The 26,277-nt window shown below is 73.0% G+C and carries 23 protein-coding genes; 15 read left to right on the top strand and 8 right to left on the bottom strand.

The window, feature by feature from the left end; translation table 11 throughout:
* The 3 genes from ESG85_RS29530 to ESG85_RS29520 form a co-directional block, all read left to right on the top strand.
* On the top strand, positions 1-1,041 hold a 1,041-nt coding region (locus ESG85_RS29530; RefSeq protein WP_128984245.1), incomplete at its 5' end, for a protein phosphatase 2C domain-containing protein.
* 27 nt (positions 1,042-1,068) lie between these two features.
* On the top strand, positions 1,069-2,811 hold the full coding sequence (locus tag ESG85_RS29525; RefSeq protein ID WP_128984244.1) for a pyruvate dehydrogenase: 1,743 nt from the start codon (positions 1,069-1,071) through the stop codon (positions 2,809-2,811).
* Between the two features lie 32 nt (positions 2,812-2,843).
* Complete coding sequence (locus ESG85_RS29520; RefSeq protein ID WP_128984243.1) at positions 2,844-3,317, top strand: ATP-binding protein; 474 nt, start codon at positions 2,844-2,846, stop codon at positions 3,315-3,317.
* A gap of 101 nt (positions 3,318-3,418) precedes the next feature.
* On the opposite strand, the gene ESG85_RS29515 is transcribed toward ESG85_RS29520, so the two are convergent.
* Together ESG85_RS29515 and ESG85_RS29510 are read right to left on the bottom strand one after the other, a co-directional pair.
* The gene (locus ESG85_RS29515; protein WP_128984242.1) at positions 3,419-4,495 is read right to left on the bottom strand and encodes a DUF2637 domain-containing protein; all 1,077 of its coding nucleotides are present in this window, start codon (positions 4,493-4,495) and stop codon (positions 3,419-3,421) included.
* Between the two features lie 206 nt (positions 4,496-4,701).
* Complete coding sequence (locus tag ESG85_RS29510; protein WP_128984241.1) at positions 4,702-5,559, bottom strand: (2Fe-2S)-binding protein; 858 nt, start codon at positions 5,557-5,559, stop codon at positions 4,702-4,704.
* A gap of 379 nt (positions 5,560-5,938) precedes the next feature.
* Between ESG85_RS29510 and ESG85_RS29500 the strand changes: the two genes are divergently transcribed.
* Together ESG85_RS29500 and ESG85_RS29495 are read left to right on the top strand one after the other, a co-directional pair.
* Positions 5,939-6,787: a GntR family transcriptional regulator gene (locus ESG85_RS29500; RefSeq protein ID WP_425471293.1), complete on the top strand. Its 849-nt coding sequence runs from the start codon at positions 5,939-5,941 to the stop codon at positions 6,785-6,787.
* 117 nt (positions 6,788-6,904) lie between these two features.
* Positions 6,905-8,428 (top strand): WD40 repeat domain-containing protein, encoded by a 1,524-nt coding sequence (locus ESG85_RS29495; protein WP_128984240.1) that lies wholly within the window; start codon positions 6,905-6,907, stop codon positions 8,426-8,428.
* Positions 8,429-8,464: 36 nt separating this feature from the next.
* On the opposite strand, the gene ESG85_RS29490 is transcribed toward ESG85_RS29495, so the two are convergent.
* Both ESG85_RS29490 and ESG85_RS29485 read right to left on the bottom strand, forming a co-directional pair.
* The gene (locus tag ESG85_RS29490) at positions 8,465-9,259 is read right to left on the bottom strand and encodes a hypothetical protein (RefSeq protein ID WP_246095373.1); all 795 of its coding nucleotides are present in this window, start codon (positions 9,257-9,259) and stop codon (positions 8,465-8,467) included.
* A gap of 185 nt (positions 9,260-9,444) precedes the next feature.
* The gene (locus tag ESG85_RS29485) at positions 9,445-11,139 is read right to left on the bottom strand and encodes a PucR family transcriptional regulator (RefSeq protein WP_128984238.1); all 1,695 of its coding nucleotides are present in this window, start codon (positions 11,137-11,139) and stop codon (positions 9,445-9,447) included.
* Between the two features lie 311 nt (positions 11,140-11,450).
* On the opposite strand from ESG85_RS29485, the gene ESG85_RS29480 reads away from it, so the two are divergent.
* The 5 genes from ESG85_RS29480 to ESG85_RS29460 all read left to right on the top strand — a co-directional run bounded on the left by ESG85_RS29480 (position 11,451) and on the right by ESG85_RS29460 (position 18,252).
* Positions 11,451-12,344 carry an FAD binding domain-containing protein gene (locus ESG85_RS29480; protein WP_128984237.1) on the top strand — a complete coding sequence of 298 codons (894 nt, stop codon included), beginning with the start codon at positions 11,451-11,453 and terminating at the stop codon, positions 12,342-12,344.
* Between the two features lie 2 nt (positions 12,345-12,346).
* Positions 12,347-12,952 (top strand): (2Fe-2S)-binding protein, encoded by a 606-nt coding sequence (locus tag ESG85_RS29475; protein WP_128984236.1) that lies wholly within the window; start codon positions 12,347-12,349, stop codon positions 12,950-12,952.
* Between the two features lie 2 nt (positions 12,953-12,954).
* Positions 12,955-15,354, top strand: coding sequence for a xanthine dehydrogenase family protein molybdopterin-binding subunit (locus ESG85_RS29470; RefSeq protein WP_128984235.1), 2,400 nt, complete (start codon positions 12,955-12,957; stop codon positions 15,352-15,354).
* A 250-nt stretch (positions 15,355-15,604) separates the two neighbouring features.
* Positions 15,605-17,071: an NCS2 family permease gene (locus tag ESG85_RS29465; RefSeq protein ID WP_128984234.1), complete on the top strand. Its 1,467-nt coding sequence runs from the start codon at positions 15,605-15,607 to the stop codon at positions 17,069-17,071.
* Positions 17,072-17,115: 44 nt separating this feature from the next.
* Positions 17,116-18,252, top strand: a complete 1,137-nt coding sequence (locus tag ESG85_RS29460; protein ID WP_128984233.1) for an XdhC family protein — start codon at positions 17,116-17,118, stop codon at positions 18,250-18,252.
* Positions 18,253-18,487: 235 nt separating this feature from the next.
* Here ESG85_RS29460 and ESG85_RS29455 read toward each other — a convergent pair whose 3' ends face one another.
* On the bottom strand, positions 18,488-19,105 hold the full coding sequence (locus tag ESG85_RS29455; RefSeq protein ID WP_128984232.1) for a TetR/AcrR family transcriptional regulator: 618 nt from the start codon (positions 19,103-19,105) through the stop codon (positions 18,488-18,490).
* Between the two features lie 144 nt (positions 19,106-19,249).
* Here ESG85_RS29455 and ESG85_RS29450 point away from each other — a divergent pair, with 144 nt between their 5' ends.
* The 5 genes from ESG85_RS29450 to ESG85_RS29430 all read left to right on the top strand — a co-directional run bounded on the left by ESG85_RS29450 (position 19,250) and on the right by ESG85_RS29430 (position 23,245).
* Entirely contained in the window at positions 19,250-20,395 is a 1,146-nt protein-coding gene (locus ESG85_RS29450; protein WP_128984231.1) for an acyl-CoA dehydrogenase family protein, read from the top strand.
* 83 nt (positions 20,396-20,478) lie between these two features.
* Complete coding sequence (locus ESG85_RS29445; RefSeq protein ID WP_128984230.1) at positions 20,479-20,883, top strand: hypothetical protein; 405 nt, start codon at positions 20,479-20,481, stop codon at positions 20,881-20,883.
* 71 nt (positions 20,884-20,954) lie between these two features.
* Positions 20,955-21,716: an SDR family NAD(P)-dependent oxidoreductase gene (locus ESG85_RS29440; RefSeq protein ID WP_128984229.1), complete on the top strand. Its 762-nt coding sequence runs from the start codon at positions 20,955-20,957 to the stop codon at positions 21,714-21,716.
* A gap of 58 nt (positions 21,717-21,774) precedes the next feature.
* Positions 21,775-22,476: a TetR/AcrR family transcriptional regulator gene (locus ESG85_RS29435; protein WP_128984228.1), complete on the top strand. Its 702-nt coding sequence runs from the start codon at positions 21,775-21,777 to the stop codon at positions 22,474-22,476.
* Between the two features lie 370 nt (positions 22,477-22,846).
* Positions 22,847-23,245 carry a Zn-ribbon domain-containing OB-fold protein gene (locus tag ESG85_RS29430; protein WP_128984227.1) on the top strand — a complete coding sequence of 133 codons (399 nt, stop codon included), beginning with the start codon at positions 22,847-22,849 and terminating at the stop codon, positions 23,243-23,245.
* Between the two features lie 88 nt (positions 23,246-23,333).
* Here the strand turns inward: ESG85_RS29430 and ESG85_RS29425 are convergent, their stop codons facing one another.
* From ESG85_RS29425 to ESG85_RS29415, 3 genes are all read right to left on the bottom strand, one after another.
* Positions 23,334-24,290 carry an electron transfer flavoprotein subunit alpha/FixB family protein gene (locus ESG85_RS29425; protein WP_128984226.1) on the bottom strand — a complete coding sequence of 319 codons (957 nt, stop codon included), beginning with the start codon at positions 24,288-24,290 and terminating at the stop codon, positions 23,334-23,336.
* 33 nt (positions 24,291-24,323) lie between these two features.
* Positions 24,324-25,109: an electron transfer flavoprotein subunit beta/FixA family protein gene (locus ESG85_RS29420; protein WP_128984225.1), complete on the bottom strand. Its 786-nt coding sequence runs from the start codon at positions 25,107-25,109 to the stop codon at positions 24,324-24,326.
* A gap of 28 nt (positions 25,110-25,137) precedes the next feature.
* The coding region (locus ESG85_RS29415) for an acyl-CoA dehydrogenase family protein (RefSeq protein WP_246095371.1) at positions 25,138-26,277 on the bottom strand (1,140 nt) is incomplete at its 5' end.

Below are 26,277 nucleotides of genomic sequence, written 5' to 3'. Positions count from 1 at the left end.
CAGGTGCCCGCGCCGCGGCCCCGCACCGAGCACGTCGGCTCGCGACCGCCCACGTACGAGGCCGAGCCCACCGCGCTGCCCGCCGCCCGGCCCGACGAGCTCGACGCGCTCGTCGCCGACACCGTCCTCGACGGCGCCCGCTACGGCGCCTACACCCTGCGCGCCGCCTCCGTCCGCGGCGACTCCGCCCGGTTCCGCGGCGAGCCCCGCCGCGACGCCCTGCTCACCGCCCGCTTCGGCCAGGACGAAGCCGCCCTCGTGCTCGTCGCCGTCGCCGCCGGACGGCGCGACTCCGAGCACACCCACCTCGCCGCCGCCGACGTCTGCCGCTGGATCGCCGAGTCCGTCGGCCGCAGCCACTCCCGGCTCTCCGAGGACATCCGGGCCGCCCGCCGAGGAGACCTCAAGTCCGGCCTCCACCGGCTCACCGACCGCACGTACGGCAAGCTCCGCGCCCGTGCCGCCGAACGCGGCCTCGACCCCGAGGAGTACACCGCGGGACTGCGCTGCCTGCTGCTCACCGCGGACCCCGACTGCCGCACCCGGGTGTTCTTCGGCATCGGCGCCGGCGGGCTGTTCCGGCTCCGGGACGGCGCCTGGCAGGACATCGAACCGCTTCTGCCCGATCCCGCCACCACCGTCGGCGGGCCCGTCGTCGGCTTCGGCTCGCCGCCACGGCAGCGGCCCGCGACCGCACCGGATCCGGCCGAGGTGCCCGGGACGGGCGACGACGGCGACCGGCTCACCATGCGGCTCGGCGTGGCCGAGCCGCCGAACCGGCCGTACGTCGAGGACCCGCCGCCCCCGCCCGCCGAGCCCTTCCGCTTCCGGGCCTCCGTCGCCCGTCCCGGTGACACCCTGCTGCTTGCCTCGCACGGCCTCGCCGAACCCATGCGCGGCGAACCGTCCCTGGCCCGCGAGCTGGCCGCCCGCTGGGCCGGCGCCGAACCGCCCGGCCTCGCCGCCTTCCTCGCCGACACCCAGCTGCGCGTCACCGGTTACGCCGACGACCGTACGGGGGTGGCGGTCTGGGAGGCGTAACCCCGCGGCTCATGGGTTGATGGACGCATGGCCAAACAGAACGTGGCGGAACAATTCGTCGACATCCTCGTCCGGGCGGGCGTCCAGCGCCTCTACGGAGTGGTCGGCGACAGTCTGAACCCCGTCGTCGACGCCATCCGGCGCACCTCCGGCATCGACTGGGTCCAGGTGCGGCACGAGGAGACCGCGGCCTTCGCCGCCGGCGCCGAGGCCCAGATCACCGGCCGGCTCGCCGCCTGCGCCGGCTCCTGCGGCCCGGGCAACCTCCATCTGATCAACGGGCTGTACGACGCTCACCGCTCGATGGCGCCGGTACTGGCCCTCGCCTCGCACATTCCGTCCGGCGAGATCGGCCTCGGCTACTTCCAGGAGACCCACCCCGACCGGCTGTTCCGCGAATGCAGCCACTACAGCGAGCTGATCTCCAACCCGCAGCAGATGCCCCGGCTGCTGCAGACCGCGATCCAGCACGCCGTCGGTCAGGGCGGCGTCAGCGTCGTGTCGCTGCCGGGCGACATCGCCGGCCGGCCCGCGCCCGAGAAGACGGTCGAGACCGCGCTCGTCACCTCACGGCCCACCGTCCGGCCGGGCGACGCCGAGATCGACGCCCTCGTGCGGCTGATCGACTCCGCCGACCGGGTGACGCTGTTCTGCGGCAGCGGCACCGCGGGCGCGCATCCCGAGGTCATGCAGTTCGCCGAACGGGTCAAGTCACCCGTCGGACACGCGCTCCGCGGCAAGGAATGGATCCAGTACGACAACCCGTTCGACGTCGGCATGAGCGGGCTCCTCGGCTACGGCGCCGCCTACGAGGCCACCCACGAGTGCGATCTGCTCATCCTGCTCGGCACCGACTTCCCGTACAACGCCTTCCTCCCCGACGACGTGAAGATCGCGCAGATCGACGTGCGGCCCGAGCGGCTCGGCCGGCGTTCCCGGCTCGACCTCGCGGTATGGGGCGACGTCCGCGAGACGCTGCGCTGCGTCATCCCGCGGGTGCGGGCCAAGACCGACCGGCGCTTCCTCGACAGGATGCTGAAGAAGCACGCCGACGCCCTGGAGGGCGTGGTCAAGGCGTACACCCGCAAGGTCGAGAAGCGCACCCCGATCCATCCCGAGTACGTGGCGTCGGTCCTCGACGAACTCGCCGACGACGACGCCGTGTTCACCGTCGACACCGGAATGTGCAACGTCTGGGCCGCGCGCTACCTCACGCCCAACGGGCGCCGCCGGATCATCGGCTCGTTCAGCCACGGCTCCATGGCGAACGCCCTGCCGCAGGCCATCGGTGCCCAGTTCACCGACCGCGGACGGCAGGTCGTGTCGATGTCCGGTGACGGCGGATTCAGCATGCTCATGGGCGACTTCCTCACCCTCGTCCAGTACGACCTGCCGGTGAAGGTGATCGTCTTCGACAACTCCTCGCTCGGCATGGTCGAGCTGGAGATGCTGGTCGCCGGGCTCCCGTCGTACGGCACCACCAACAAGAACCCCGACTTCGCCGCCGTCGCCCGCGCCGCCGGAGCCTTCGGCGTCCGGGTGGAGAAGCCCAAACACCTGGCCGGCGCCCTCAAGGACGCCTTCCGGCACAAGGGCCCGGCGCTCGTCGACGTGGTCACCGACCCCAACGCGCTGTCCATCCCGCCGAAGATCAGCGCCGACATGGTCACCGGCTTCGCGCTCTCCGCGGGCAAGATCGTGCTGGACGGCGGCGTCGGCCGGATGCTCCAGATGGCGCGCTCCAACCTGCGCAACGTACCCCGCCCCTGACGGGCCGTGACGTCCGCCCGGCCCGTTCGTGAATGCGGGCCGGGCGCCTGGGCATGCATCCCCGTGAGCCTGTTCGATCCGACGACGGGGTGGGGGATATGGCCGGGGAGGCGAGGCAGCGGACTCGACTGCTCAGAAGGGTGGGGAGCGCGGATCTCACCGCGGTTCCCGAAGTGCGCCGCGCGTTACGGGAGTTGCTGGGCTCCTGGGGAGGGACCGGCGCCTGTGACGTCGCCGAACTCCTCACCAGCGAACTGGTGACCAACGCGCTGATCCACACCGACCGCGGGGCGGTCGTCACGGCGACCGTCGTCCCCGAGCACCTGCGGGTCGAGGTCAGGGACTTCGCCTCCGACATGATCCGGCCGCGCGTACCGAACGCCGACGACGGTACGCACGGCCGGGGACTCGTCCTCGTCCAGGCCCTCGCCGACTCCTGGGGAGTGGAGAACCGCGGCGTGGGCAAGGTCGTGTGGTTCGAACTGGCCGACGGGGCCGACCGCTAGGCGTGTGTCGAAAGAAGCGTCGTCTGCCCGCCGGGCAGGCGGGACTTTCGACACACGCCCTGGTCGGAGCGGCCCCGCCGGACCGTGAGGGCGGGCGCGCCTCAGCCGAACTGCTGCTCCAGGTCGGCGAGTTTGCGCTCCAGGGAGTCCAGGCGCGGCAGCGTCTGGGTGTCGTCCTCGGCGGTCAGGTCGACCGTCCGGGACTCGCCGGGACGCGGCTCAGCGCCCCTGACGGCCTGAAGGGAGGGCCGGTGGCGAAGCGGCAGCTGTCCGGGGTCCGCTATGGCGGGCTCCGCGACGGCGGCCTGCACCGTGCCCGTCGCGGAGCCCGTACCGGTGGCGGAACCGAGTGCCGCCACGTCGACCTGCCGGCCGCCGTTCCGCCCGAACGCGCGGTGCTGCCGGTTTATCGCCTTGAGCCGTGCCCGGTCCAGCTTGGCCTGCTCGCGCCGGCGGATCCGGTTCTGCTCCTTCTCCCGCCGGTCCTCGCGGACCTCGTCGACCGCTTCGTCCAGGGTGCGTACGCCCTCCAGGAGCATCAGCGACCAGGCGCCGAAGGTCTCCCGGGGCGCCCGCAGCCAGCGGACCATGCGGATCTGCGGCAGCGGCCGCGGGATCAGGCCCTGCTCGCGCAGCGCCGCCCGCCGGGTCTGCTTCAGCGCCCGGTCGAACAGCACCGCCGCCGACAGGGACATGCCCGCGAAGAACTGCGGGGCGCCCGCGTGACCCATGCCGCGCGGCGCGTGCACCCAGTTGAACCAGGCGGCCGCGCCCGCGAACGTCCAGACCAGCAGGCGCGAGCCGAGGGCCGCGTCGCCGTGGCTCGCCTCGCGGACGGCCAGCACCGAACAGAACATCGCGGCGCCGTCGAGGCCGAACGGGACCAGGTACTCCCAGCCTCCGGAGAGGTTGAGGTTCTGCCGGCCGAAGCCGACGAGCCCGTGGAAGGAGAGCGCCGCCGCGACCGCGGCGCAGCAGAAGAGCAGGACGTAGGAGGCGGTGCCGTAGACGGCCTCCTTGCGTCTGCGGCGTTCCTCGCTGCGCTCCCAGGAGTCCTCGGCCGCGGCCTGGTCACCGGCGCGCTTCCCGCGCGCGAGCACCGCCACCGCCGTCAGGACCCCCGCCACCATCACGCCGCCCGGAAGCAGCCAGTCCAGCGATATGTCGGTCAGTCTCATGCGGTGTCCCTTTGCCTCGCAGTAGGGCGATTCGGCCGCCCATACTGGCCGACCCGGCGGGGCCGGAACGGGGTTTCGGAACAAGAGCACGCCATCGGGGTCGCACGGCATACGAATAGGTGCGATTCGGTCGAACTCCCGCCCGGGGAGCGGAAGTCGCGTTCGATTCGCATCACCCCTGCGGGTGGCGTAACGGGGGAAGGGCGTCAGGCGGTGGCCGCGAGGCGGCGGACCCGCTCCGGATCGGCGGTGCGCGGACACGTCAGGCAGGTGTCCTCGGGGCGGAGCGTGTAGAAGAAGCAGCACGAGGCCCGGTCGCGCGTGACGCGGGCCGTGCCGCACGCCTCCGCCGAGCCCGGCAGCTCCCGGAAGCCCGCGGCTCCCACGTACGGCTTCGTCGCCCCCGGCAGCAGCAGCTCCAGCTCCGCGAGCGCCCGGCCCTCCTCGCCGAGCAGCTCCGCGATGTACCAGAGCCCCTCGACGATCTCGTCGGTCACCATGCCCCACAGCGCCCGCCGGCCGCGCCGCATCCGGGGCCCGATGCCGGCCAGGACCTCCTCGAAGTGCTCGGCGAGGGCGTCCCGCACCTCGGCCCGCAGCGCCTCCTCGTCCGCCACCACGCGGGCGCCGGGCAGTGCCGCCGCCGGGTCCCCGGGCAGGCACGCGAACTCCTCGATCCGCACCGCGACCCGGCCGAGGGCCCGCTGGAAGGCCACGTTGCGCGCGGGCAGCCGGGGCACCCGGCGGTGCAGGAACCAGGGCAGCGTCACCAGCAGACAGGCCGGCCAGGCGTACCGGTGCAGCGCGAAGCTCGCCACCACGTCGGGGCGGGCCGCCCGCCCGTAGTCGCGCCGCACCTGCGCGTCGTCCCAGGCGAGAAAGGCGTCCGTGCCGTCCCCGCCGGCGCCCAGCTCGTCCGACGCCACCCAGCCCGTCCCGCGCGGCAGCCGCTCGTGCCCGGCCCGCTCGTCGACGCGCAGTCCGGTGAACACCTCGGCGAGCCGGGCGTAGGCGGCCGCGACGGGCGAGGCGGGAGGCGACGGCAGCAGAGCGGGCAGGGCCATGCGGGACCACCGAATCACGATCGTTAACAGGTTAGCCTTACCTTACCCGATCGTTGCGGTGTTTGAACTGCGACGCCGTCCGCCTATCGTGCACGGGGGACCCCGGCGCCGCGAGCCGGGCCCGGCACGAAGGCGCAGGAGGACCCGGGTGGAGCAGGGCAGCACGCGCGGGCGGACGACCGGCCGACCCGCTCCGGCGGCGTACGGCGCCCCGGCCCACGGCGATCCGGCCTCCGGCGACGGCGCGTACGGCGACGGCGCGTACGGCGAGGGCGCGTACGGCGAGGGCGCGTACGGCGAGGGCGCGTACGGCGAGGGCGCGTACGGCAAGGCCTCGGACGACGAGCCGGCCCATCGCGAGCCGGCCCCCGGCGAGGGCGTGTACGGCGCCCCGGCCCACGGCGCCCCGGCCCACGGCGGGCCGGCGGCCGGCGCCCGCGCCGTACGGGTCCCCGAGCAGGCCCGCGGCGAACACACCCACGGCGAGCGCGGCAGCCGCACCCCGATGGAGCGCGGCGACCGCGCCCACGGCAGCCGCACCCACGGCGAGCGCGACGACCCCGAACCCGGCGGAGGCCTGGCGGCCGGTCTCGGCGAGCCCCGTACCGTCCGCCGCCACTCCGTGCGCGGCCAGATCCTCCGGGCCCTGCGCACCGCCCTGGTCAGCGGCGAGCTCGTGCCCGGCGAGGTCTACTCCGGCCCCGCCCTCGGCGAACGCTTCGGCGTCTCGGCCACTCCCGTCCGCGAGGCCATGCAGCAGCTCGCCACCGAGGGCGCCGTCGAGGTCGTGCCCAACCGCGGTTTCCGCGTCGTCGAGCGCACCCCCCGCGAACTCGCCGAGCTCGCCGAGGTCAGGGCCCTCATCGAGGTCCCCGTCATGCTCCGTCTCGCCCGCACCGTCCCCGCCGAGACCTGGGCCGGACTCCGGCCGCTGGCCGAGGCCACCTCCACCGCCGCCGCGCGCGGCGACCGTGCCCACTACGCCGAGGCCGACCGCGCCTTCCACCGCGCCGTCCTCGCCCTCGCGGGCAACGAACAGCTGCTCCACATCGCCGACGACCTGCACCGGCGCTCCCAGTGGCCCCTGGTCAGCGCGCCCGCCACCCGCCACGGCGAACTGGTCGCCGACGCCGCGGAGCACACCGCCCTGCTGGACGCACTGATCGCCCAGGACCTGCCCGTCGTCTCCTCACTCGTACGGGAACACTTCACCGGGGCGCAGGACTGACGGGGGCGGTCCGGCGGCCGGGGACCTCGCGACGCTGGCAAGATCGGGAAGACACCCCCTAAGGTCGACGGCGTCAGCCCGTACGCCGTCCGAAACCGCGCCGACCGAGAGGTGCCCATGCCGTCCGTCCGCGCGGAGCGCCCCGGGGCCGCGGCCCTGCTCGGCTGGCTCACCGATCCCGAGGCCCCCCGCCTCTGCCTCGTCACCGGCGCCCCCGGGCTGCTGGACTGGCTCGCCGCCCACGAGCCCCGGGGCGCCGGGCGCCGCCGTACCGCCCGGGCGCTCGTCCCGCTGACCGGGCGCACCGCCCTCGGCACCGCCTGGGCCGTCGCCGACCGGCTGGGCGTCGTCGCCGGCTCCGCGGGCGACCTCGTCCGCGCCCTGGCCACCAGCGAGACCGGCCGCGCCGCCCGCACCGTGCTGCTCCTCCCGGCGCTGCACGCCGCCGCCGAGCCGGAGGCCGTCGCCGCGCTGATCGCGGACCTGGCCCGGCTCGGCCGGGTGCGCCTCGTGGTCGAGGCGGACCCCGGAACCCCGGGCCACGCCCTCCTCACCGAGGGCCGCGTCACCGTGGTGGACGGCGACCAGCCCGGTGCCGGCGGGCCGCCGGGTCCGCCCGGCGCCGTCGACCTCTCCGACCCCGCCGCCGTCTGCGCCGCCGATCCCGTCGCCGTCACCACCGGCTACGTCCGCGACGCCGCCGACGACCACGGCGGGCTGCGGACCGCCTGGCTGCGCGCCGGGCAGGCGCTGTGCGCGGCCCACGGGTCCGCCGAGCGGGCGCTCGGGCTGCTCGCCGTCCTCGGTGACGGTGCCGACCCGCGGCTGCGGCCCGCCCTCCGGGACCTCGCCGCGGCCGCGCCCTGGCGGGTGGGGTGGACGCGGGTCGCCGGGGACGTCGCCCCGCCCTGGCCCGGACCCGTCGCCGCGCTCGCCGCGCAGGGCGGGACGCTCCTCGTCGCGGACCTCGGCGGCACCGTACGGCTGCTCGCCGCGGACGACGCCCGCCCGCTCGGGCGCCTCGATCATCCGGTCACCGGACGGGTCGGCGCCCTCGCGCCGGCGCCCGACGGGACCGTGCTGCTGCTCGACGAGCGGGGCCGGCTGCACACCGTACGGGGCAGACAGCCCCGGCCGCCCTACCTCCAGCGGCTGACCGAAGCGGTCACCGCCACCCTCACCCGCCATCCCGGCACCGCGCTCGCGGCCATCTCCGGCTCGGTCGTGGTCGGTGACCGGCTCGGCTCCGTCCACGCCTTCGGCCTCACCGGCCTCCACCAGGCGGCCCTGCACAGCGGCCGGGTCACGGCGGTGGCCGCCGTCGAATCGGTGACGCCGTTCGTCTGCAGCGGCGGCACCGACGGAGCGGTGCGGCGGTGGACGCCCGGCCGGGACCCCGACCCCGAGCCCCTGGCGGAACGCCGCTCCCCGGTGGTCGCGCTGGCCGCCGCCGAGACCCCGCACGGACCGGTCCTGGCCGCGGCCTGGGCCGACGGGACGGTCGAACTCCACCGGATCGAACAGCACGCCCGGCTGACCTTCCGCCCGGGACCGGCGGTCCGCGCGGTGGCGGTCACGGAGGACGGCGCCCTGGTGGTCGGCCTCGACGAGGCGGTGCTCCGGCTGGAGCGCGCGGGCTGATCACGGGGTGGGCAGGACGAGCCGCCCGCGCCGTGATCAGATCGCCGGACGTGGCGTCAACTGCGCCGTCAGCCAGGTCGGTACGCCGCCCAGGAGGCGGAACAGCCGGCTCGCCTCCGCGCGGAGGCGGCCCGCCTCGGGTTCCGTCTCGGCCTCGGCGAGTGAGGCGAGGGCGGGGACGGTGCCCACCAGGTAGCCCAACTCCTCGCGGATCCGCAGCGATTCGGCGAATCCGTGCCGTGCCTCCGCCAACTCGCCTTCACGCAGGGCGAGTCCGGCGAGGTGGCGCCAGGTCGAGGACAGCAGCAGCGCGTCGTCGTGGGCGGTCGCGCCGGCGTGGGCGCGCCGGTAGGCGGCCCGGGCGGCCTGCGGGGAGTCGCCGAGGTTCTGCGCGAGCAGCCCGCGGCGGTAGTCGAGGAGCGCGCGGCCCGGTGTCCCGGGCCCGATCAGGGCGGCCGCGCGGCCGAGCGCCGCACGGGCCTCGTCGGCGCGGTCGCGGAAGCCCAACAGCGTGGAGGCGTAGGCGAGATGGCCGCGTTCGCAGGCGGCGGCCCCGCGTTCCTCGTCGGTCTGGACGACCGCCTCGGCCGCGCGCAGCGCCTCCTCGGCCTCGGCCCAGCCCTGTTCGGTGTACAGGCAGCGCTCGATCAGCAGGGCCGCCCGTTCCAGGGCCGCGGCCGGTTCGGCCGCGCGGGGTGCGAGGAGTTCGGCGGCATCCGTCCAGCAGCCGCGGGAGCGGAGCCTCCAGATCGCGGTCTCCAGTGGGGTGCCCCGGCCATACGCCACATCGCCCTCCCCGAGCGCGCCATCGAGCTGTGAGTAGGACGGCATCTCAGCACGAAGTCCGGGGACCGGCCAAGGGGTCGGGTGAAAGTTTTCACAAAGCGGGAAGGCCCGGAATCACGGGGGAGTGGTGGTGGGGAACGGCAACGGGGCGGCAGTTTCCTGCCGCCCCGTCATCCCGCTTGATCACCCGATGAGATGAATCGGGTCAGCGGAGGATCGTCTTCACCCGTTCAGCTCATCCGGAGCGCCAGGAAGAAGTCCAGCTTGTCCTCCAGGCGGGACAGGTCCCGGCCGGTGAGCTGTTCGATGCGGCCCACCCGGTAGCGCAGCGTGTTCACGTGCAGGTGGAGGCGGGTCGCGCAGCGCGTCCAGGAGCCGTCGCAGTCGAGGAAGGCCTCCAGGGTCGGGATGAGCTCCGCGCGGTGCCGGCGATCGTAGTCCCGCAGCGGGTCCAGGAGCCGGGCCGTGAAGGCGCGCCGGACGTCGTCCGGGACGAAGGGCAGCAGCAGGACGTGCGAGGCGAGCTCGTGGTGGCCGGCGGCGCAGACCCGGCCCGGGCGGGCGGCGGCCACCCGACGGGCGTGCCGGGCCTCCTCCAGGGCGCCGCGCAGCCCCTCGGCGGAGTGCACGGCGGCGCTGACGCCGAGGGTCAGCCGGCCGTCGTCGGCGAGACCGGCGGAGAGCGGCGCGCGGACGGCGGCCAGCAGGGCGTCGGCGTGCAGCCCCAGCGCCACGGGCGGCAGGTCGTCCTCGCTGTCGGGCAGCGGGCTGGCGGCCAGCGGGACCAGCGCGATGGCCTCGTCGCCGCTGTGGGCGACGGCGATCCGGTCGGCGCTGTCGGCTCCGGCGGCGGCCGGGTCGATCAGGATCTCCTCCAGGAGGGACTGGGCGACGGGACCGCTGTCGACGCCGTTCTGGCCGGGCTCCTGCTCCCACTCGACGCGGGCGACGACGACCTGCCAGTGCGGGGCGGTGCCGAGGCCGGGCAGCAGGACGGGCGCGGCGACCCTGAGACGGGCGGCGATCTCGGCGGGCGCGGCGCCCGTCTGGACCAGCTCGAGGACCTCCTGGGCGAGCCTGCGGCGCACGGTCCGCGCGGCGTCGCGGCGGTCCCGCTCGACGGCGATCAGCTGGGTGACGCCCTGGAGCAGGTCGAGCCGGGCGGCCGGCCAGTCGCCCGCGTCCGCCTCGACGGCGAGCAGCCAGTCGGACAGCACGGTCTCCCGCACGTCGCGGGAGGGCGGCGGGGTGCCGCGGCCGGTGTTGCGGATCGGGAACAGCGAGTACGTGGTCCCGGCGACGCCGACCCGGTGCGGGCCGCGCCGGCCCGTGCGGGTGGCGGCCAGGTGCTCACCGGCCAGGGAGGCCGCGAGACCGGGCTCCAGGGGCTCCCCGGCACCGGCGATCCGGCGGCCGGTGGGGGACAGCACCCAGGCCCGGAGGTCCAGGTCGGAGCCGAGGAGGTCGAGGACGACCTCGGGTCCGCCGCCGGCCGGTCCCGAGGTCATCAGGCGCCTGTGGCGGTCCACGACGGCGGCGAGGTCGCCGGCCCGCTCGCCGGAGACCTGTCGAACAACGTGCTCGGTGATCGTCGCGAACGCAACGGATTCGTTGACGGCGAACAGGGGAAGCCGATGGCGAGAACACGCCTCTACGAGGTCGTCCGGGATGTCACCCAGCTCGGCCTCGCCGACGGCCAGGGCCGCCACCCCGGTGCTCGCGAGGATCCGGACGAAGGGCTCGGCGTCGCCCGGACCGTGCAGCCAGGCGAGGCCGGTGAGGACCAGCTCGCCGCCCGACAGGTAGCGACTGGGGTCCTTGAGGTCCGTCGTCATCACACCGCGGACGGTGCGGTCCAGCTCGTCCTCGCCGCCGAGCAGGCGCAGCCCGAGCGCGTCGTTCTCCAGCAGTGCGCGCAGCCGCATGAGGTCGCCGCCGTTCCTTGTCGTGGGTGGAAATGAGTGTCTCGTTGTCGTCGGTGGCCTGGTGCCACCGTTTCCAGGGGGAAACGGAGAGGTTGCCGTTACCCGCCTTTCGTTCGAATCTACAAGACGACCATGGCAGCCAGCCAACTCCTTCATGGTTTCGGTGGCTGCACAGCGGCGAGCGGGGCTTGTGTACTAGGCCACACACCGCGTTAACAGGACATGAAGAAGATCGTCCGTCGAGGGCCGGCCGTCCCCCATGGCCCGTACGTACGACCCCCGATCACCCGAAGCACAAGAAGAGAGCCACCATGGACTTCCTTCGCCCCGCCAGCTGGGAGGAGGCGCTCGCCGCCAAGGCCGAGCACCCCACGGCCGTGCCCATCGCAGGCGGTACCGACATCATGGTCGAGATCAACTTCGACCACCGGCGTCCCGAGTACCTCCTGGACCTCAACCGTATCGAGCTGCTGCGTGAGTGGGAGGTCGGCGAGGAGAGCGTCCGCCTCGGCGCCTCGGTCCCGTACTCGCAGATCATGGAGAACCTCCGTGAGGAGCTCCCCGGTCTGGCCCTCGCCTCGCACACGGTCGCCTCCCCGCAGATCCGTAACCGCGGCGGCGTCGGCGGCAACCTGGGCACCGCCTCCCCGGCCGGTGACGCCCACCCCGCGCTGCTCGCGGCGGGCGCCGAGGTCGAGGTCGAGTCGGTGCGCGGCACCCGGCTCATTCCCATCGACGAGTTCTACAAGGGCGTGAAGCGCAACGCGCTCGAGCCCGACGAGCTCATCAAGACCGTCCACGTGAAGAAGGCGGACGGCCCCCAGCAGTACTCCAAGGTCGGCACCCGCAACGCGATGGTCATCGCCGTCTGCGCCTTCGGCCTGGCCCTCCACCCGGAGACCCGGACCGTACGGACCGGCATCGGCTCCGCCGCCCCCACGCCCGTGCGGGCCACGGCGGCCGAGGAGTTCCTGAACGCGGCCCTCGAAGAGGGCGGCTTCTGGGACAACGGCAGGATCATCACTCCCTCGATCGCCAAGCAGTTCGCGGACCTCGCGTCCGGCGCCTGCAACCCGATCGACGACGTACGAGGCACCGCCAAGTACCGCCGGCACGCCGTGGGCATCATGGCCCGCCGCACGCTCGGCTGGACCTGGGAGCAGTACCGCGCCGGCAACGGGCGCACCCTTGAAGGAGCTGCATAACCATGCGCGTGAATTTCACGGTCAACGGTCGTCCGCAGGAAGCCGACGACGTCTGGGAAGGCGAGTCCCTCCTCTACGTGCTGCGTGAGCGCCTGGGCCTGCCCGGCTCCAAGAACGCCTGCGAGCAGGGCGAGTGCGGCTCCTGCACGGTCCGTCTCGACGGCGTGCCGGTGTGTTCCTGTCTGGTCGCCGCCGGTCAGGTCGAGGGCCGCGAGGTCGTCACCGTCGAGGGCCTGGCGGAGTTCGCCAAGGAGCGCCAGGAGCACGGCCACGGCGGCTCCTGCGGCACCGGAGCCTGCGGCGGCACCTCGCTCGACGAGGCCAAGCGCTGGGAGGCCAGGCCGCAGGACTCGCAGACCGGCGAGGGCGTCGAACTGAGCCCGATCCAGCAGGCGTTCATCGACGCCGGCGCCGTGCAGTGCGGCTTCTGCACCCCCGGTCTGCTGGTCGCGGCCGACGAGATGCTGGAGCGCAACCCGTCCCCGACGGACGCGGACATCCGCGAGGCGCTCTCCGGCAACCTCTGCCGCTGCACCGGTTACGAGAAGATCCTCGACGCGGTCCGCCTGGCGGCCGCTCGCCAGGAGCGCCAGGGAGAGGCGGTCTGACGATGGCTCAGCACACACGCGCCGTACCGGCGGGCACGCCCACGGACGTCACCCAGAAGCACACCGAGGGCGGCGTCGGCGCCTCCACCCTCCGCCCGGACGGCACCCTCAAGGTCACCGGCGAGTTCGCCTACTCCTCGGACATGTGGCACGAGGAGATGCTGTGGGGCCAGGCCCTGCGGTCCACCGTCGCCCACGCCGAGATCGTGTCCATCGACACCTCCGAGGCGCTGGCCGTGTCGGGCGTCTACGCCGTCCTGACCGCGGACGACCTGCCGGCCGCGAAGAACTACGGCCTGGAGTTCCGGGACACCCCGGTGCTCGCCTACGGCAAGGTCCGCCACCACGGCGAGCCGGTCGCCCTCGTGGCCGCCGACCACCCGGAGACCGCCCGCCGCGCCGCCGCGAAGATCAAGGTCGAGTACCGCGAGCTGCCCCTCATCACCGACGAGGCCTCGGCGACCGCTCCCGACGCCGTACTCGTCCACGAGGGCCGCACCGACCGGCACGCCTCGCACGTCCCGCACCCGAACATCGTGCACCGCCAGCCGATCATCCGCGGCAACGCCGACGAGGCCGCCAAGCGCGCCGACGTCATCGTCAGGGGCGAGTACACCTTCGGCATGCAGGACCAGGCCTTCCTCGGCCCGGAGTCCGGCCTCGCCGTGCCCGCCGAGGACGGCGGCATCGACCTCTACGTGGCCACCCAGTGGCTGCACGCGGACCGCGAGCAGATCGCGCCCTGCCTCGGCCTGCCCGAGGACAAGGTCCGCATGACCATGGCCGGCATCGGCGGCGCCTTCGGCGGCCGCGAGGACATCTCGATGCAGATCATGGCCTCCGTGCTCGCCCTGCGCACGGGCAAGCCGGTCAAGATGGTCTACAACCGCTACGAGTCCTTCTTCGGGCACGTCCACCGGCACCCGGCCAAGCTCTACTACGAGCACGGCGCCACCAAGGACGGCAAGATCACGCACATGAAGTGCAAGATCGTCCTGGACGGCGGCGCCTACGCCTCCTCCACGGTCTCGGTCGTCGGCAACGCGTCGTCCCTCTCGGTCGGCCCGTACGTCATCGACGACGTCGACATCGAGGCGATCGGCCTCTACACCAACAACCCGCCCTGCGGCGCCATGCGCGGCTTCGGCGCGGTCCAGGCCTGCTTCGCCTACGAGGCGCAGATGGACAAGCTGGCGGCCAAGCTGGGCATGGACCCGGTCGAGTTCCGCCAGATCAACGCCATGGAGCAGGGCACGCTCATGCCGACCGGCCAGGTCGTGGACTCGCCGGCCCCGGTCGCCGAGCTGCTGCGCCGGGTCAAGGCCCGCCCGATGCCGCCGGAGCGCCAGTGGGAGACCGCCGGCGAGGGCGCGGACGTCCGCGCGCTGCCGGGCGGCCTGTCCAACACCACCCACGGTGAGGGCGTGGTGCGGGGCGTCGGCTACGCGGTCGGCATCAAGAACGTCGGCTTCTCCGAGGGCTTCGACGACTACTCCACCGCCCGGATCCGCATGGAGGTCATCAACGGCGAGGCCGTCGCCACCGTGCACACCGCCGCGGCGGAGGTCGGCCAGGGCGGAGTCACCATCCACGCCCAGATCGCCCGTACGGAGCTCGGCGTCACCCAGGTGACCATCCACCCGGCGGACACGCACGTCGGCTCGGCCGGTTCCACCTCCGCGGGCCGCCAGACGTACATGACCGGCGGCGCCATCAAGAACTCCTGCGAGCTCGTCCGCGAGAAGGTCCTGGAGATCGGCCGGCGCAAGTTCGGCTCCTACCACCCGGCGTGGGCCACGGCCGAACTGCTCCTGCAGGACGGCAAGGTCGTCACCGACGGCGGCGAGGTCCTCGCGAGCATCGCGGACGTCCTCGAGGACGAGGCCGTGGAGATCGAGGAGCAGTGGCGGCACCGCCCCACGGAGGCCTTCGACCTCGTCACCGGCCAGGGCAACGGCCACGTCCAGTACGCCTTCGCCGCGCACCGCGCGGTGGTGGAGGTCGACACCGAGCTCGGCCTGGTCAAGGTCATCGAACTGGCCTGCGCCCAGGACGTCGGCAAGGCGGTCAACCCGCTCTCCGTCATCGGCCAGATCCAGGGTGGCACCACCCAGGGCCTGGGCGTGGCGGTGATGGAGGAGATCATCGTCGACCCGAAGACCGCGAAGGTGCGCAACCCCTCCTTCACGGACTACCTGATCCCGACCATCCTCGACACGCCGACCATCCCGGTCGACTACCTCGAGCTGGCCGACCCCAACGCGCCGTACGGCGTGCGGGGCATCGGTGAGGCCCCGACCCTGTCGTCGACCCCGGCCGTCCTCGCGGCGATCCGGAACGCGACGGGCCTGGAGCTCACCAAGACGCCGGTCCGCCCCGAGCACCTGACCGGCACCCTGTAAGACCTCCCCGGACGGTGCGGGCCTCCCAGGAACGTCACACTTCCCTCCCCGCCCGCACCGTCCGGGGAAAACCCCCACCGCAGTACGGCACTCCATACGGCAGTACCGCAGTGAACAGCAGTAGCCGCAGTACCGATTCACCCGTTCGTCTCGGGCCGTCCCCCGGGTCGTGCAGCCAACTTGATATCCCAAATCCCGCAATCCCCAACGCTTTCTGCGGGTGCCCCTTTGAACCTTGGGAGTAGGCCCCATGACCCAGTCGTCAGTGGAGCCCAAGACCACGGCCGAGGACGCGGGCAACGGCTCGCGCAACCCCGCCGGCAGGTCTTGGCTCGACCGGTACTTTCACATCTCGGAGAGAGGATCCACCGTCGCGACGGAGATCCGCGGCGGCGTCACCACCTTCATGGCGATGGCGTACATTCTCCTGCTCAACCCCCTGATCCTCTCCGGCAAGGATGTCGACGGCAACGTCCTCAGCCAGCCCGCGCTGATCACCGCCACGGCCCTGGCCGCGGCGGCCACGACCCTCCTCATGGGTTTCTGGGGCAAGGTCCCCCTGGCCCTCGCCGCGGGACTCAGCGTCTCCGGCGTGATGGCCTCGCAGGTCGTGCCCGTCATGACCTGGCCGCAGGCCATGGGCATGTCGGTCGCGTACGGCGCCGTGATCTGTCTCCTGGTGGTCACCGGCCTCCGCGAGATGATCATGAACGCGATACCGCTCGCGCTCAAGCACGCGATCACCATCGGCATCGGTCTCTTCATCGCCATCATCGGCTTCGTGAAGGCCGGCTTCGTCCACGAGAACCCCGCGCCCGGCGGCGGCCCCGTGTCGCTCGGCCCGGCCGGTGAGCTCATGGGCTGGCCCGTCCTGATCTTCGCGGTCACCCTGCTGCTGATCTTCGCGCTGCAGGCCCGCAACATCCCCGGCGCCATCCTCATCGGCATCGTCGTCGGCACGATCGTCGCGGTCGTCCTGAACGCCGTCGCCGACATCCCGGCCAAGTCCTGGTTCTCCGGCCCGCCGGAGCTGGACGGCAGCGCGGTCTCCACGCCGGACTTCTCGCTCCTCGGCGAGGTGTCCTTCAGCGGCTGGGGCGACGTCGGCTACCTCACGATCACCATGATCGTCTTCACCCTGGTGCTCGCGGGCTTCTTCGACGCCATGGCGACCATCCTGGGCGTCGGCACCGAGGCCAAGCTCGCCGACGACAAGGGCCGCATGCCCGGCCTGTCCAAGGCGCTGTTCATCGACGGCGCCGGCGGCGTCCTCGGCGGTGCCGGCGGCGCGTCCGGCCAGACGGTCTTCGTCGAGTCCGCCACCGGCGTCGGCGAGGGCGCCCGCACCGGTCTGGCCTCCGTGGTCACCGGCGGGTTCTTCGCCCTGGCCCTCTTCTTCACGCCGCTCACCGCGATCGTGCCGCAGGAGGTCGCCGCCGCGGCCCTGGTCGTCATCGGCTCGATGATGATGCAGAACGCCAAGCACGTGGACTGGAGCGACCGCTCCGTGGCCATCCCGGTGTTCCTCACCGTGGTCCTGATGCCCTTCACGTACACCATCACCACCGGTGTCGCGGCCGGCGTCATCTCCTACGCGGTGATCAAGACCGCGCAGGGCAAGGCGAGGGAGGTCGGCGGCTTCATGTGGGCGCTGACCGGAGTCTTCGTCGTCTACTTCGCGATCCACCCGATCGAGAGCTGGCTGGGCGTCAGCTGACGCCCGACGTCGCCCTCCACACCAGACACCCCAAGGAGAACGCCATGCTGGACATCGCCGAAGAGCTGCACCGGTGGGTCGAGCAGGGACGCGAGTTCGCCGTCGCCACCGTCGTGGCCGTCGGCGGCAGCGCGCCCCGGCAGCCGGGAGCCGCACTGGCCGTCGACAGCGACGGCACGGCGATCGGGTCCGTCTCCGGCGGCTGTGTGGAGGGCGCCGTCTACGAACTCTGCCAACAGGCCCTCGAGGACGGCCGGACCGTTCTGGAGAGCTTCGGCTACAGCGACGAGGACGCCTTCGCGGTCGGTCTGACCTGCGGCGGCATCATCGACATCCTCGTCACCCCGGTCCGCGGCGGGGTCTTCCCGGCCGCGCTGGCCGCCGCGGTCTCCGGCGAGGCGGCGGCCCTCGCCAGGATCGTCTCCGGCCCCGAGGACCTGCTGGGGCAGGCCCTCCTGGTCCGCCCCGACGGCTCGTACGAGGGCGGCCTCGGCGGCCACCCCGAGCTGGACCGCACCGCCGCCGGCGAGGCCCGCGCGATGCTGGACGCCGGACGGACCGGCACCGTCGGGATCGGCGCCGACGGCAGCCGCTGCGGGCAGCCCGTCACCCTCCTCGTCGAGTCCTCCGTACCCGCCCCGCGCATGATCGTCTTCGGTGCCATCGACTTCGCGTCGGCCCTCGTCAGGGTCGGCAAGTTCCTCGGCTACCACGTCACCGTCTGCGACGCCCGCCCGGTCTTCGCGACGAAGCTCCGCTTCCCCGACGCCGACGAGATCGTCGTCGAATGGCCCCACCGCTACCTGGAGTCCACGGAGGTGGACTCCCGCACCGTGCTGTGCGTCCTCACCCACGACGCCAAGTTCGACGTGCCGCTCCTGGAGATCGCCCTCAGGCTTCCCGTCGCCTACGTCGGCGCGATGGGCTCCCGCCGCACCCACGAGGACCGCAACAAGCGCCTGCGCGAGGTCGGCGTCACCGAACTCGAACTCGCCCGGCTGCGTTCCCCGATCGGCCTCGACCTCGGCGCCCGTACGCCGGAGGAGACCGCCCTGTCCATCGGCGCCGAGATCGTCGCCAACCGGCGCGGCGGCAGCGGCGTCTCCCTGACCGGCGCGCACACCCCGATCCACCACGACGTCCCCCGCGAACCCACGGGGCGCATCGGCTCGGTGGCCTGACACGGCACGACGGCACGACCGCACGACCTCGCGAGACGGCCGGCCGGGCAGCACGCCCGGACGAGACCACGCGACGCGCCCCGAGGGCACCCCGGACTTCCGGGGTGCCCTTTCGGCGTCGCGGCAGGACTCGGGGCGTGCGGACGCGGGGTGCGCCGGGTGGGTTCGGGGCGTGCGGACGCGGGGTGCGCCGGGTGGGTTCGGGGCGTGCGGACGCGGGGTGCGCCGGGTCGGCTCAGGCCTCGCGGACGCGGGCCTTCTGCAGGCCGTGCAGCAGCAGTTCCGCGAGCTGTTCGTACGCGGCGGCGTCGGCCAGGCCGGTCGCCGCGGCCACCTGGCGCTGCTGGATGCGGACCATGACCGAGGCGATCACGTCGGCGGCGAAGGCGACGTGCACCTCGCGGAACACGCCGGCCGTCACGCCTTCCTCGATCAGCTGCTGCACCCGGCCGGCGGCGGCCCGGGTGTTGCGTTCGTAGACCTCGGCGGCCGGCTCGAACGCGGCCACGTCGTCGAAGAACTGCGGTGAGACCGGCGCCAGCTCGGCGGAGACGGCGCGCAGATAGGCGGCGAGCCGCTCGGCGGGCCCGGTCGCGGCGGCGAGCACCGCCTCGACGCGGGCCGTGGCACGTCGGAAGAAGTGCACCACGGCCGCTCTGACCAGCTGTTCCTTGCTGCCGGCCAGGCCGTAGAGGGTGCGCTTGGAGCAGCGCAGCCGGGCCGCGAGGTCGTCGAGGGTGAGCTGGGCGAAGCCCTCGCCCACCAGGAGCGCCACGAGTTCCTCGAAGAGCTCGGAACGCCTGGCTGCGCCGCGGCCCGTCAGGCGGGGTGCGGCGGCGGAGGTCTCGATCACCCGAACAGTATGCCCGGTCGACCCGTTCGGGGGCTTGTGCGTTCTCCCCTCTGCGCTACGCTAACCGGTACTGCCGTACCCCTCGCAGTACCGTTTCGCAGATCTGCGGATGCCGCAGCATCGTCTGTGCCAGTTGGAGTCGCCATGGATGTCGACCGCCTGCTTCCCACCCCCGAGGCAGCGGACCTCATCGCCCTCACCCGGGAGATCGCCGACAAGGAGCTCGCCTCCCGGGTCGACGAGCACGAGGCCGCCGAGAGCTACCCGGAGGGCCTCTTCGGCACCCTCGGCGAGGCCGGACTGCTCGGCCTCGCGTATCCCGAGGAGTACGGCGGCGGAGGCCAGCCCTACGAGGTCTACCTCCAGGTCCTCGAGGAGCTCGCCGCCCGCTGGGCCGCCGTCGCCGTCGCGACCAGCGTCCACACCCTGGCCTGCCACCCGCTGCACTCCTTCGGCACCGCGGAGCAGAAGGAACGCTGGCTTCCCGCCATGCTGGAGGGCCGGCTCGTCGGCGGCTACAGCCTCTCCGAGCCGCAGGCCGGCTCCGACGCCGCCGCGCTCGCCTGCAAGGCGGAGCTCACGGAGGACGGCGCCGCCTACCGCGTCACCGGCAACAAGGCCTGGATCACCCACGGCGGCAAGGCCGGCTTCTACGCCCTGTTCGCCCGCACCGCGCCCGGCAGCCACGGCATCACCTGCTTCCTCGCGCCCGGCGAGACCGAAGGCCTGAGCTTCGGCAAGCCCGAGCGGAAGATGGGCCTCCAGGCCGTGCCCACCACCTCCGCCCACTGGGACGGCGCCCTCGTCGAGGCCGACCGCCGCATCGGCGCGGAGGGCCAGGGCCTGCAGATCGCCTTCAGCGCGCTGGACTGCGGCCGCCTCGGCATCGCCGCCTGCGCCACCGGCCTCGCCCAGGCCGCGCTGAGCGCCGCCGTGGCGTACGCCAACGAGCGCACCACCTTCGGCCGGAAGATCATCGACCACCAGGGCCTCGGCTTCCTGCTCGCCGACATGGCCGCCGCCGTCGACGCGGCCCGCGCCACCTACCTGGACGCGGCCCGCCGCCGCGACCTCGGCCGCCCCTTCAGCCGCCAGGCCAGCGCGGCCAAGCTGATCGCCACCGACACGGCCATGAAGGTCACCACGGACGCGGTCCAGGTTCTCGGCGGCTACGGCTACACGCGGGACTTCCCGGTCGAGCGCTACATGCGCGAGGCCAAAGTGATGCAGATCTTCGAGGGCACGAACCAGATCCAGCGGCTGGTCATCGCGCGGGGGCTCACCGCCTGACCGGCTCCGGTTGCCGGGGCGGAGCACCGGGCGTACGCCGGAAGGGGGGTCCCGATCCGCAGGTTCCGGAGAGGAGTCCCATCATGCTCGGCGAACAGATCGGTGACGAGCAGGGTCAGACGACAGGAATGCGGGTGGTGTCGGTCGACGGCGGTCACCCGCACGTGGAGGCGTCCTTCCAGGCGACCGGCACGCTGCTGGGCGTGGCGGTCACGGACATGGGCACGTACGACTCGGTGATGCAGCCGGACGGCACCCTCTTCGGGGACGGCCAGGGCTGCAGCATGACCCAGGGCGGCGACATCATCACCTGGCACGCCACCGGAGCCGGCCGCATGACCGAGTCCGGCGGGATCAGCTACCGCGGCGCGATCTTCTTCGAGTCCGCCTCGGCGGACTTCAGCCGGCTCAACGGGACCGCGGCGGTGTTCGAGTACGAGGAGGACAAGGACGGCAAGAACACGGCCAAGGTCTGGGAATGGACGTAGGACGCGCACAGCGCGCGAGCACACACGCACGGCGGCCCGGAGGCGGGCCGCCGGTTCGTACGAGGAGATTCATGGACATCGCAGGATCCGCCGCGCTCGTCACCGGTGCCGCCTCGGGGCTCGGCGCCGCCACCGCGGCCGCGCTCGCCGCCCGCGGCGCCACCGTCTACGGCCTGGACCTCGACAAGGCCGTCGCCGGGGCCGAGGCGCCCGCCGACGGGGTCACGCTGCTCGCCGCGGACGTCACCGACGAGGAGCAGGTGCGGGCGGCGCTCGCACGGATCGAGGAGGACGGAGCCGAGCTGCGGCTCGCCGTCAACTGCGCGGGCATCGCGCCCTCCGCGCGGATCCTCGGCCGCAAGGGCCCGCACGACCTGGAGCTGTTCCGGACGGTCCTGGAGGTCAACCTGCTCGGCACCTTCAACGTGATGCGGCTCGCCGCCGAGGCCATCGCGAAGCGGGAGGCCGACGAGCACGGCCAGCGCGGACTCGTCGTCAACACGGCCTCGATCGCCGCCTTCGAGGGCCAGGTCGGGCAGATCGCGTACGCCGCCTCCAAGGCGGGTGTCGCCGGCATGACGGTCACGGCGGCCCGCGACCTCGCCCAGTACGGCATCCGCGTGGTCACCGTCGCGCCCGGCATCGTGGACACCCCGATGATGGCCGGGTTCTCCGAGGACGTGCGGGCCGGGCTCGCGGCGAGCGTCACCTTCCCGCAGCGGCTGGCCCGCCCCGAGGAGTACGCCCGCCTCGTCACCATGATCGCCGAGCACGACTACCTCAACGGCGAGACCATCCGGATGGACGGCGCGCTGCGGATGGCGGCCCGCTGACCTGGGGCGTGGCACCAAGTGCCGCCGCGAGAGGGATCCGAGTGCTAGGTTCGAGGGCATGAGTACCAGCCCCGCCACCCCTGCCAAGCCCTCGATGCGCGACTCCCTCGTCGCGGCGGCCTTCGAGCTCTTCCTGGAGCGAGGCTACGAGCAGACGACGGTCGACGACATCGTCCGTACGGCCGGGGTCGGCCGGAGGTCCTTCTTCCGCTACTTCCCGTCGAAGGAGGACGTGGTCTTCCCCGACCACGAGCAGAGCCTCGCCGACATGACCGAGTTCCTCGCGGCGAGCGCGGACGCCGACGACCCGCTGGTGCGCGTCTGCGACGCCACCCGGCTCGTCATGCGCATGTACGCCGAGAACCCCACCTTCTCCGTCCAGCGCTACCGCCTCACCCGCGAGGTGACCGGGCTGCGGACCTACGAACTCTCGGTCGTCTGGCGCTACGAGAAGATCATCGGCGACTATCTCCGCACCCGTTTCGCCGACCGCCGCGACGGCACCCTGCGGGCCAACGTGGTCGCCGCGGCGGTCGTCGCCGCCCACAACCACGCGCTGCGCCACTGGCTGCGCTCCGGCGGCGAGGGCGATCCCCTGGCGGAGGTCGACCGCGCCCTGGAGTTCGTCCGCGAGACCTGGAGCGGGGACGCGCCGGCGCCCGCGGAGAGCGACGACGACGTGGTGGTGGTGATCACCAAGCGCTCCACGCCGATGTGGCGCGTGGTGCGCGAGGTCGAGTCGAGCCTCGGCGAGGGCTGAGGCGGGCCGAGACGGGCCGAGACGGGCCGAGCCGGACCGAGACGGGCCGAGGCGAACCGAGACGGGCCGAGACGGGCATAGCCGGGCTGAGGCGGGGCCGAGACGGGCCCGAGCCGGGCTGAGGGCCGAGGAGGGCGCGGACGCCGCGGGGCGACTCGTCGCCGACCCGGCCCGGGCAACCGCGGACGCCGCGGGCGCCCGCGGATGCCCGGGCGGCGGGGCGGGGCGTCAGGGGCCTGGAGGGACGACAGGGACACGTAGGGGTCTCAGTATCGTCAAATGAGGGAACTCAGGTCTTTATTTGCTGGCACTCAGTGCCATATCTTTGCTCCATGCACGGTTGAGCCGCCGAGTGCAAGGAGAAGTCATCGTGTTCCACACGGGATCCACGGGCCTGCGGAACGGCACCGCCGCCCTCCTGGCCGACGAGTCGGCCACCGAGCCCGAGCTCTACTTCCAGCGCTGCCGCTGGTGCCACACCACCACCTTCCAGCGCCTGCTCTGCCCCACCTGCGGGTCGACCGACCTGGCACCCGAACTCAGCGCCGGCGAGGGCGTGATCTCCGTACGCCGCGCCTTCACGGCGGCCCAGGCGGACCTCTGGCCGGTGCACATGGCCGAGGGTTTCGTCGTGCGCTGCCGGGTCGACGGACCGCCGCACGCGGTGCGACCCGGCGTCCGCGTCCGGCTCCTCCACGACGGCTCGGGGCCGGGCCGCAGGCCGGTCGTACGGCTCTGCGAGGAGGTCGCGCTCGACGGCTGGTTCTGAGCGCGCCGCACGGGCGGACGACGAAGGGGCGGGTGGCACTCTGTGCCACCCGCCCCTTCTCGTGCCGATCGACCGCCGGCCGGTCGGATCAGCGGGCGCCGATCTCGTCCGTCAGCTGCGGGAGCACCTCGAAGAGGTCGCCGACCACGCCGTAGTCCACCAGGTCGAAGATCGGGGCCTCCGGGTCCTTGTTGACCGCCACGATCGTCTTCGAGGTCTGCATGCCGGCCCGGTGCTGGATCGCGCCGGAGATGCCCGCCGCGATGTACAGCTGCGGCGAGACCTGCTTGCCGGTCTGGCCCACCTGGTTGGAGTGCGGGTACCAGCCCGCGTCCACCGCGGCGCGCGAGGCGCCGACGGCCGCGCCGAGCGAGTCGGCCAGCTTCTCGACGACCTCGAAGCCCTCGGCGGCGCCGACACCGCGGCCGCCCGAGACCACGATCGCCGACTCGGTCAGCTCGGGACGGCCGGTGGAGACCCGCGCGGTGCGCGAGACGACCTTGGCCGCGTTGCCGGTGAAGGCCACCGCCACGTCCTCGACCGCGCCCGCGGCCGGAGCCGCCTCCGGGGCCGCCGAGTTCGGCTTGACGGTGATGACCGGAACGCCGTGCGACACGGAGGACTTCACCTGGTACGAGGCGGCGAACACCGACTGGGTGGCGACCGGGCCGTTCTCGCCGGCCTCCAGCTCCACCGCGTCCGTGATCAGACCCGAGCCCAGGCGCAGCGCCACGCGCGCCGCGACCTCCTTGCCCTCGCCCGACGAGGTCACCAGGACGGCGGCGACACCCTTGTCCTTGGCGATCTGGGTGAGCGCGTCGACCTTCGGCACGACGAGCTGCTCGGCGAACTCGGCGCCGTCCGCGACGTACACGGTGGCCGCGCCGTACTCGCCGGCCTTCGCCGCGATCGAGGCCGCGGCCTCGCCGGCGCCGAGGACGACCGCCGAGGGCTCGCCGAGCCGGCGGGCCAGGGTGAGCAGTTCGAGGGCCGGCTTGCGGACCGCACCGTCGGCGTGGTCCACGAGAACCAGGATCTCAGCCATGATTCCTTGCTCCTGAGGGGTGGTGACGGTGGGTCAGATGAACTTCTGCTCGGACAGGAACGCGGCGAGCTGCTTGCCGCCGTCGCCCTCGTCCGTGACGATCGTGCCCTGCGTACGGGCCGGGCGCGCCGCGGCCGACTCGACCAGGGTCCAGGAGCCGCCGAGGCCGACCTCGTCGGCGTCGATGCCGAGGTCGTCCAGGTCCAGCTCCTCGACCGGCTTCTTCTTCGCGGCCATGATCCCCTTGAAGGAGGGGTAACGGGCCTCGCCGGACTGGTCGGTGACCGACACGACGGCCGGCAGCGGAGCCTCCAGCTGCTCGCTGGCGGCGTCGCCGTCACGGCGGCCCTTCACCACGCCGTCCTCGACCGACACCTCGGACAGCAGGGTGACCTGCGGCAGGTTCAGCCGCTCGGCGAGCAGCGCGGGCAGCACGCCCATGGTGCCGTCCGTCGACGCCATGCCGCAGACGACCAGGTCGAAGCCGGTCTTCTCCAGGGCCTTGGCGAGGATCGCGGAGGTGCCGATGACGTCGGTGCCGTGGATGTCCTCGTCGTTGACGTGGACGGCCTTGTCGGCGCCCATCGACAGCGCCTTGCGCAGCGCGTCCTTGGCGTCGTCCGGGCCGACCGTGATGACGGTGACCTCGGCGTCGTCGGCCTCCTCGGCGATCCGCAGGGCCTGCTCCACGCCGTACTCGTCGAGCTCCGACAGCAGGCCGTCCACGGCCTCGCGGTCGGTGGTCAGGTCGTCGGCGAAACCGCGGTCGCCGGTGGCGTCGGGAACGTACTTCACACAGACAGCGATCTTCAGGGTCACGGCCTGTCTCCTTTCAACGGGCGGGTGGTTACGGGAGGTTGCGGGCCATGACGATGCGCTGGACCTGGTTGGTGCCTTCGTAGATCTGGGTGATCTTGGCGTCGCGCATCATGCGCTCGACGGGGTAGTCGCGGGTGTAGCCGTAGCCGCCGAGGAGCTGGACGGCGTCGGTGGTGACCTCCATGGCGACGTCGGATGCGAAGCACTTGGCGGCGGCGCCGAAGAAGGTCAGGTCGCCGTCCACGCGCTCGGACTTGGCGGCGGCGGCGTAGGTGAGCTGGCGGGCGGCCTCCAGCTTCATGGCCATGTCGGCGAGCATGAACTGCACGCCCTGGAAGTCGGCGATCGGCTTGCCGAACTGCTTGCGCTCGGTGACGTAGCCCTTGGCGTAGTCCAGGGCGCCCTGGGCGATGCCGAGGGCCTGGGCGGCGATGGTGATGCGGGTGTGGTCGAGGGTCTTCATCGCGGTGGCGAAGCCGGTGCCCTCGGCGCCGATCATGCGGTCGGCGGGGATGCGCACGTTGTCGAGGTAGACCTCGCGGGTCGGGGAGCCCTTGATGCCGAGCTTCTTCTCCGGCGCGCCGAAGGAGACGCCCTCGTCGCCCTTCTCCACGACGAAGGCGCTGATGCCCTTCGACCGCTTCTCCGGGTCGGTGACGGCCATCACCGTGTAGTACTCGGAGACGCCGGCGTTGGTGATCCACCGCTTCACGCCGTTGAGGACCCAGAAGTCGCCGTCGCGGACCGCGCGGGTCTTCATCCCGGCCGCGTCGGAGCCCGCGTCGGGCTCGGACAGGCAGTAGGAGAACATCGCGTCGCCCTTGGCCAGCGGGCCGAGGTACTTCTTCTTCAGCTCCTCCGAACCCGACAGGATCACCGGCAGCGAACCGAGCTTGTTGACGGCCGGGATCAGCGAGGACGAGCCGCAGGCGCGCGCGACCTCCTCGATCACGATCACCGTCGCCAGCGCGTCCGCGCCGGCGCCGCCGTAGCTCTCGGGCACGTGCACCGCGTGCAGGTCGTTGGCGACCAGCGCGTCCAGCGCCTCCTGCGGGAACCGGCCCTCCTCGTCGACCGCCGCCGCGAACGGAGCGATCTTCGCCTCCGCCAGCGCACGGACCGACTCCCGGAGCATCTCGTGCTCCTCCGGCAGGCGATACAGATCGAA

Origin of the sequence: Streptomyces roseicoloratus, from assembly GCF_004117935.1 — a bacterium.
Taxonomy (GTDB): Bacteria; Actinomycetota; Actinomycetes; order Streptomycetales; family Streptomycetaceae; genus Streptomyces; species Streptomyces roseicoloratus.
The sequence above is the reverse complement of the archived record's forward strand: the minus strand, read 5'-3'. Positions and strand labels throughout refer to the sequence as shown.

What these genes read in the sequence shown, in the direction of transcription:
- ESG85_RS29440 (WP_128984229.1), top strand. Translation starts at nt 20,955, where the DNA reads ATGGACATCGCAGGATCCGCCGCGCTCGTCACCGGTGCCGCCTCGGGG.
- ESG85_RS29475 (WP_128984236.1), top strand. Translation starts at nt 12,347, where the DNA reads ATGCGCGTGAATTTCACGGTCAACGGTCGTCCGCAGGAAGCCGACGAC.
- ESG85_RS29485 (WP_128984238.1), bottom strand. Translation starts at nt 11,139, where the DNA reads ATGCGGCTGCGCGCACTGCTGGAGAACGACGCGCTCGGGCTGCGCCTG.
- ESG85_RS29515 (WP_128984242.1), bottom strand. Translation starts at nt 4,495, where the DNA reads ATGAGACTGACCGACATATCGCTGGACTGGCTGCTTCCGGGCGGCGTG.
- ESG85_RS29525 (WP_128984244.1), top strand. Translation starts at nt 1,069, where the DNA reads ATGGCCAAACAGAACGTGGCGGAACAATTCGTCGACATCCTCGTCCGG.
- ESG85_RS29450 (WP_128984231.1), top strand. Translation starts at nt 19,250, where the DNA reads ATGGATGTCGACCGCCTGCTTCCCACCCCCGAGGCAGCGGACCTCATC.
- ESG85_RS29435 (WP_128984228.1), top strand. Translation starts at nt 21,775, where the DNA reads ATGAGTACCAGCCCCGCCACCCCTGCCAAGCCCTCGATGCGCGACTCC.
- ESG85_RS29495 (WP_128984240.1), top strand. Translation starts at nt 6,905, where the DNA reads ATGCCGTCCGTCCGCGCGGAGCGCCCCGGGGCCGCGGCCCTGCTCGGC.
- ESG85_RS29425 (WP_128984226.1), bottom strand. Translation starts at nt 24,290, where the DNA reads ATGGCTGAGATCCTGGTTCTCGTGGACCACGCCGACGGTGCGGTCCGC.
- ESG85_RS29520 (WP_128984243.1), top strand. Translation starts at nt 2,844, where the DNA reads ATGCGGGCCGGGCGCCTGGGCATGCATCCCCGTGAGCCTGTTCGATCC.
- ESG85_RS29510 (WP_128984241.1), bottom strand. Translation starts at nt 5,559, where the DNA reads ATGGCCCTGCCCGCTCTGCTGCCGTCGCCTCCCGCCTCGCCCGTCGCG.
- ESG85_RS29490 (WP_246095373.1), bottom strand. Translation starts at nt 9,259, where the DNA reads ATGCCGTCCTACTCACAGCTCGATGGCGCGCTCGGGGAGGGCGATGTG.
- ESG85_RS29445 (WP_128984230.1), top strand. Translation starts at nt 20,479, where the DNA reads ATGCTCGGCGAACAGATCGGTGACGAGCAGGGTCAGACGACAGGAATG.
- ESG85_RS29480 (WP_128984237.1), top strand. Translation starts at nt 11,451, where the DNA reads ATGGACTTCCTTCGCCCCGCCAGCTGGGAGGAGGCGCTCGCCGCCAAG.
- ESG85_RS29470 (WP_128984235.1), top strand. Translation starts at nt 12,955, where the DNA reads ATGGCTCAGCACACACGCGCCGTACCGGCGGGCACGCCCACGGACGTC.
- ESG85_RS29465 (WP_128984234.1), top strand. Translation starts at nt 15,605, where the DNA reads ATGACCCAGTCGTCAGTGGAGCCCAAGACCACGGCCGAGGACGCGGGC.
- ESG85_RS29460 (WP_128984233.1), top strand. Translation starts at nt 17,116, where the DNA reads ATGCTGGACATCGCCGAAGAGCTGCACCGGTGGGTCGAGCAGGGACGC.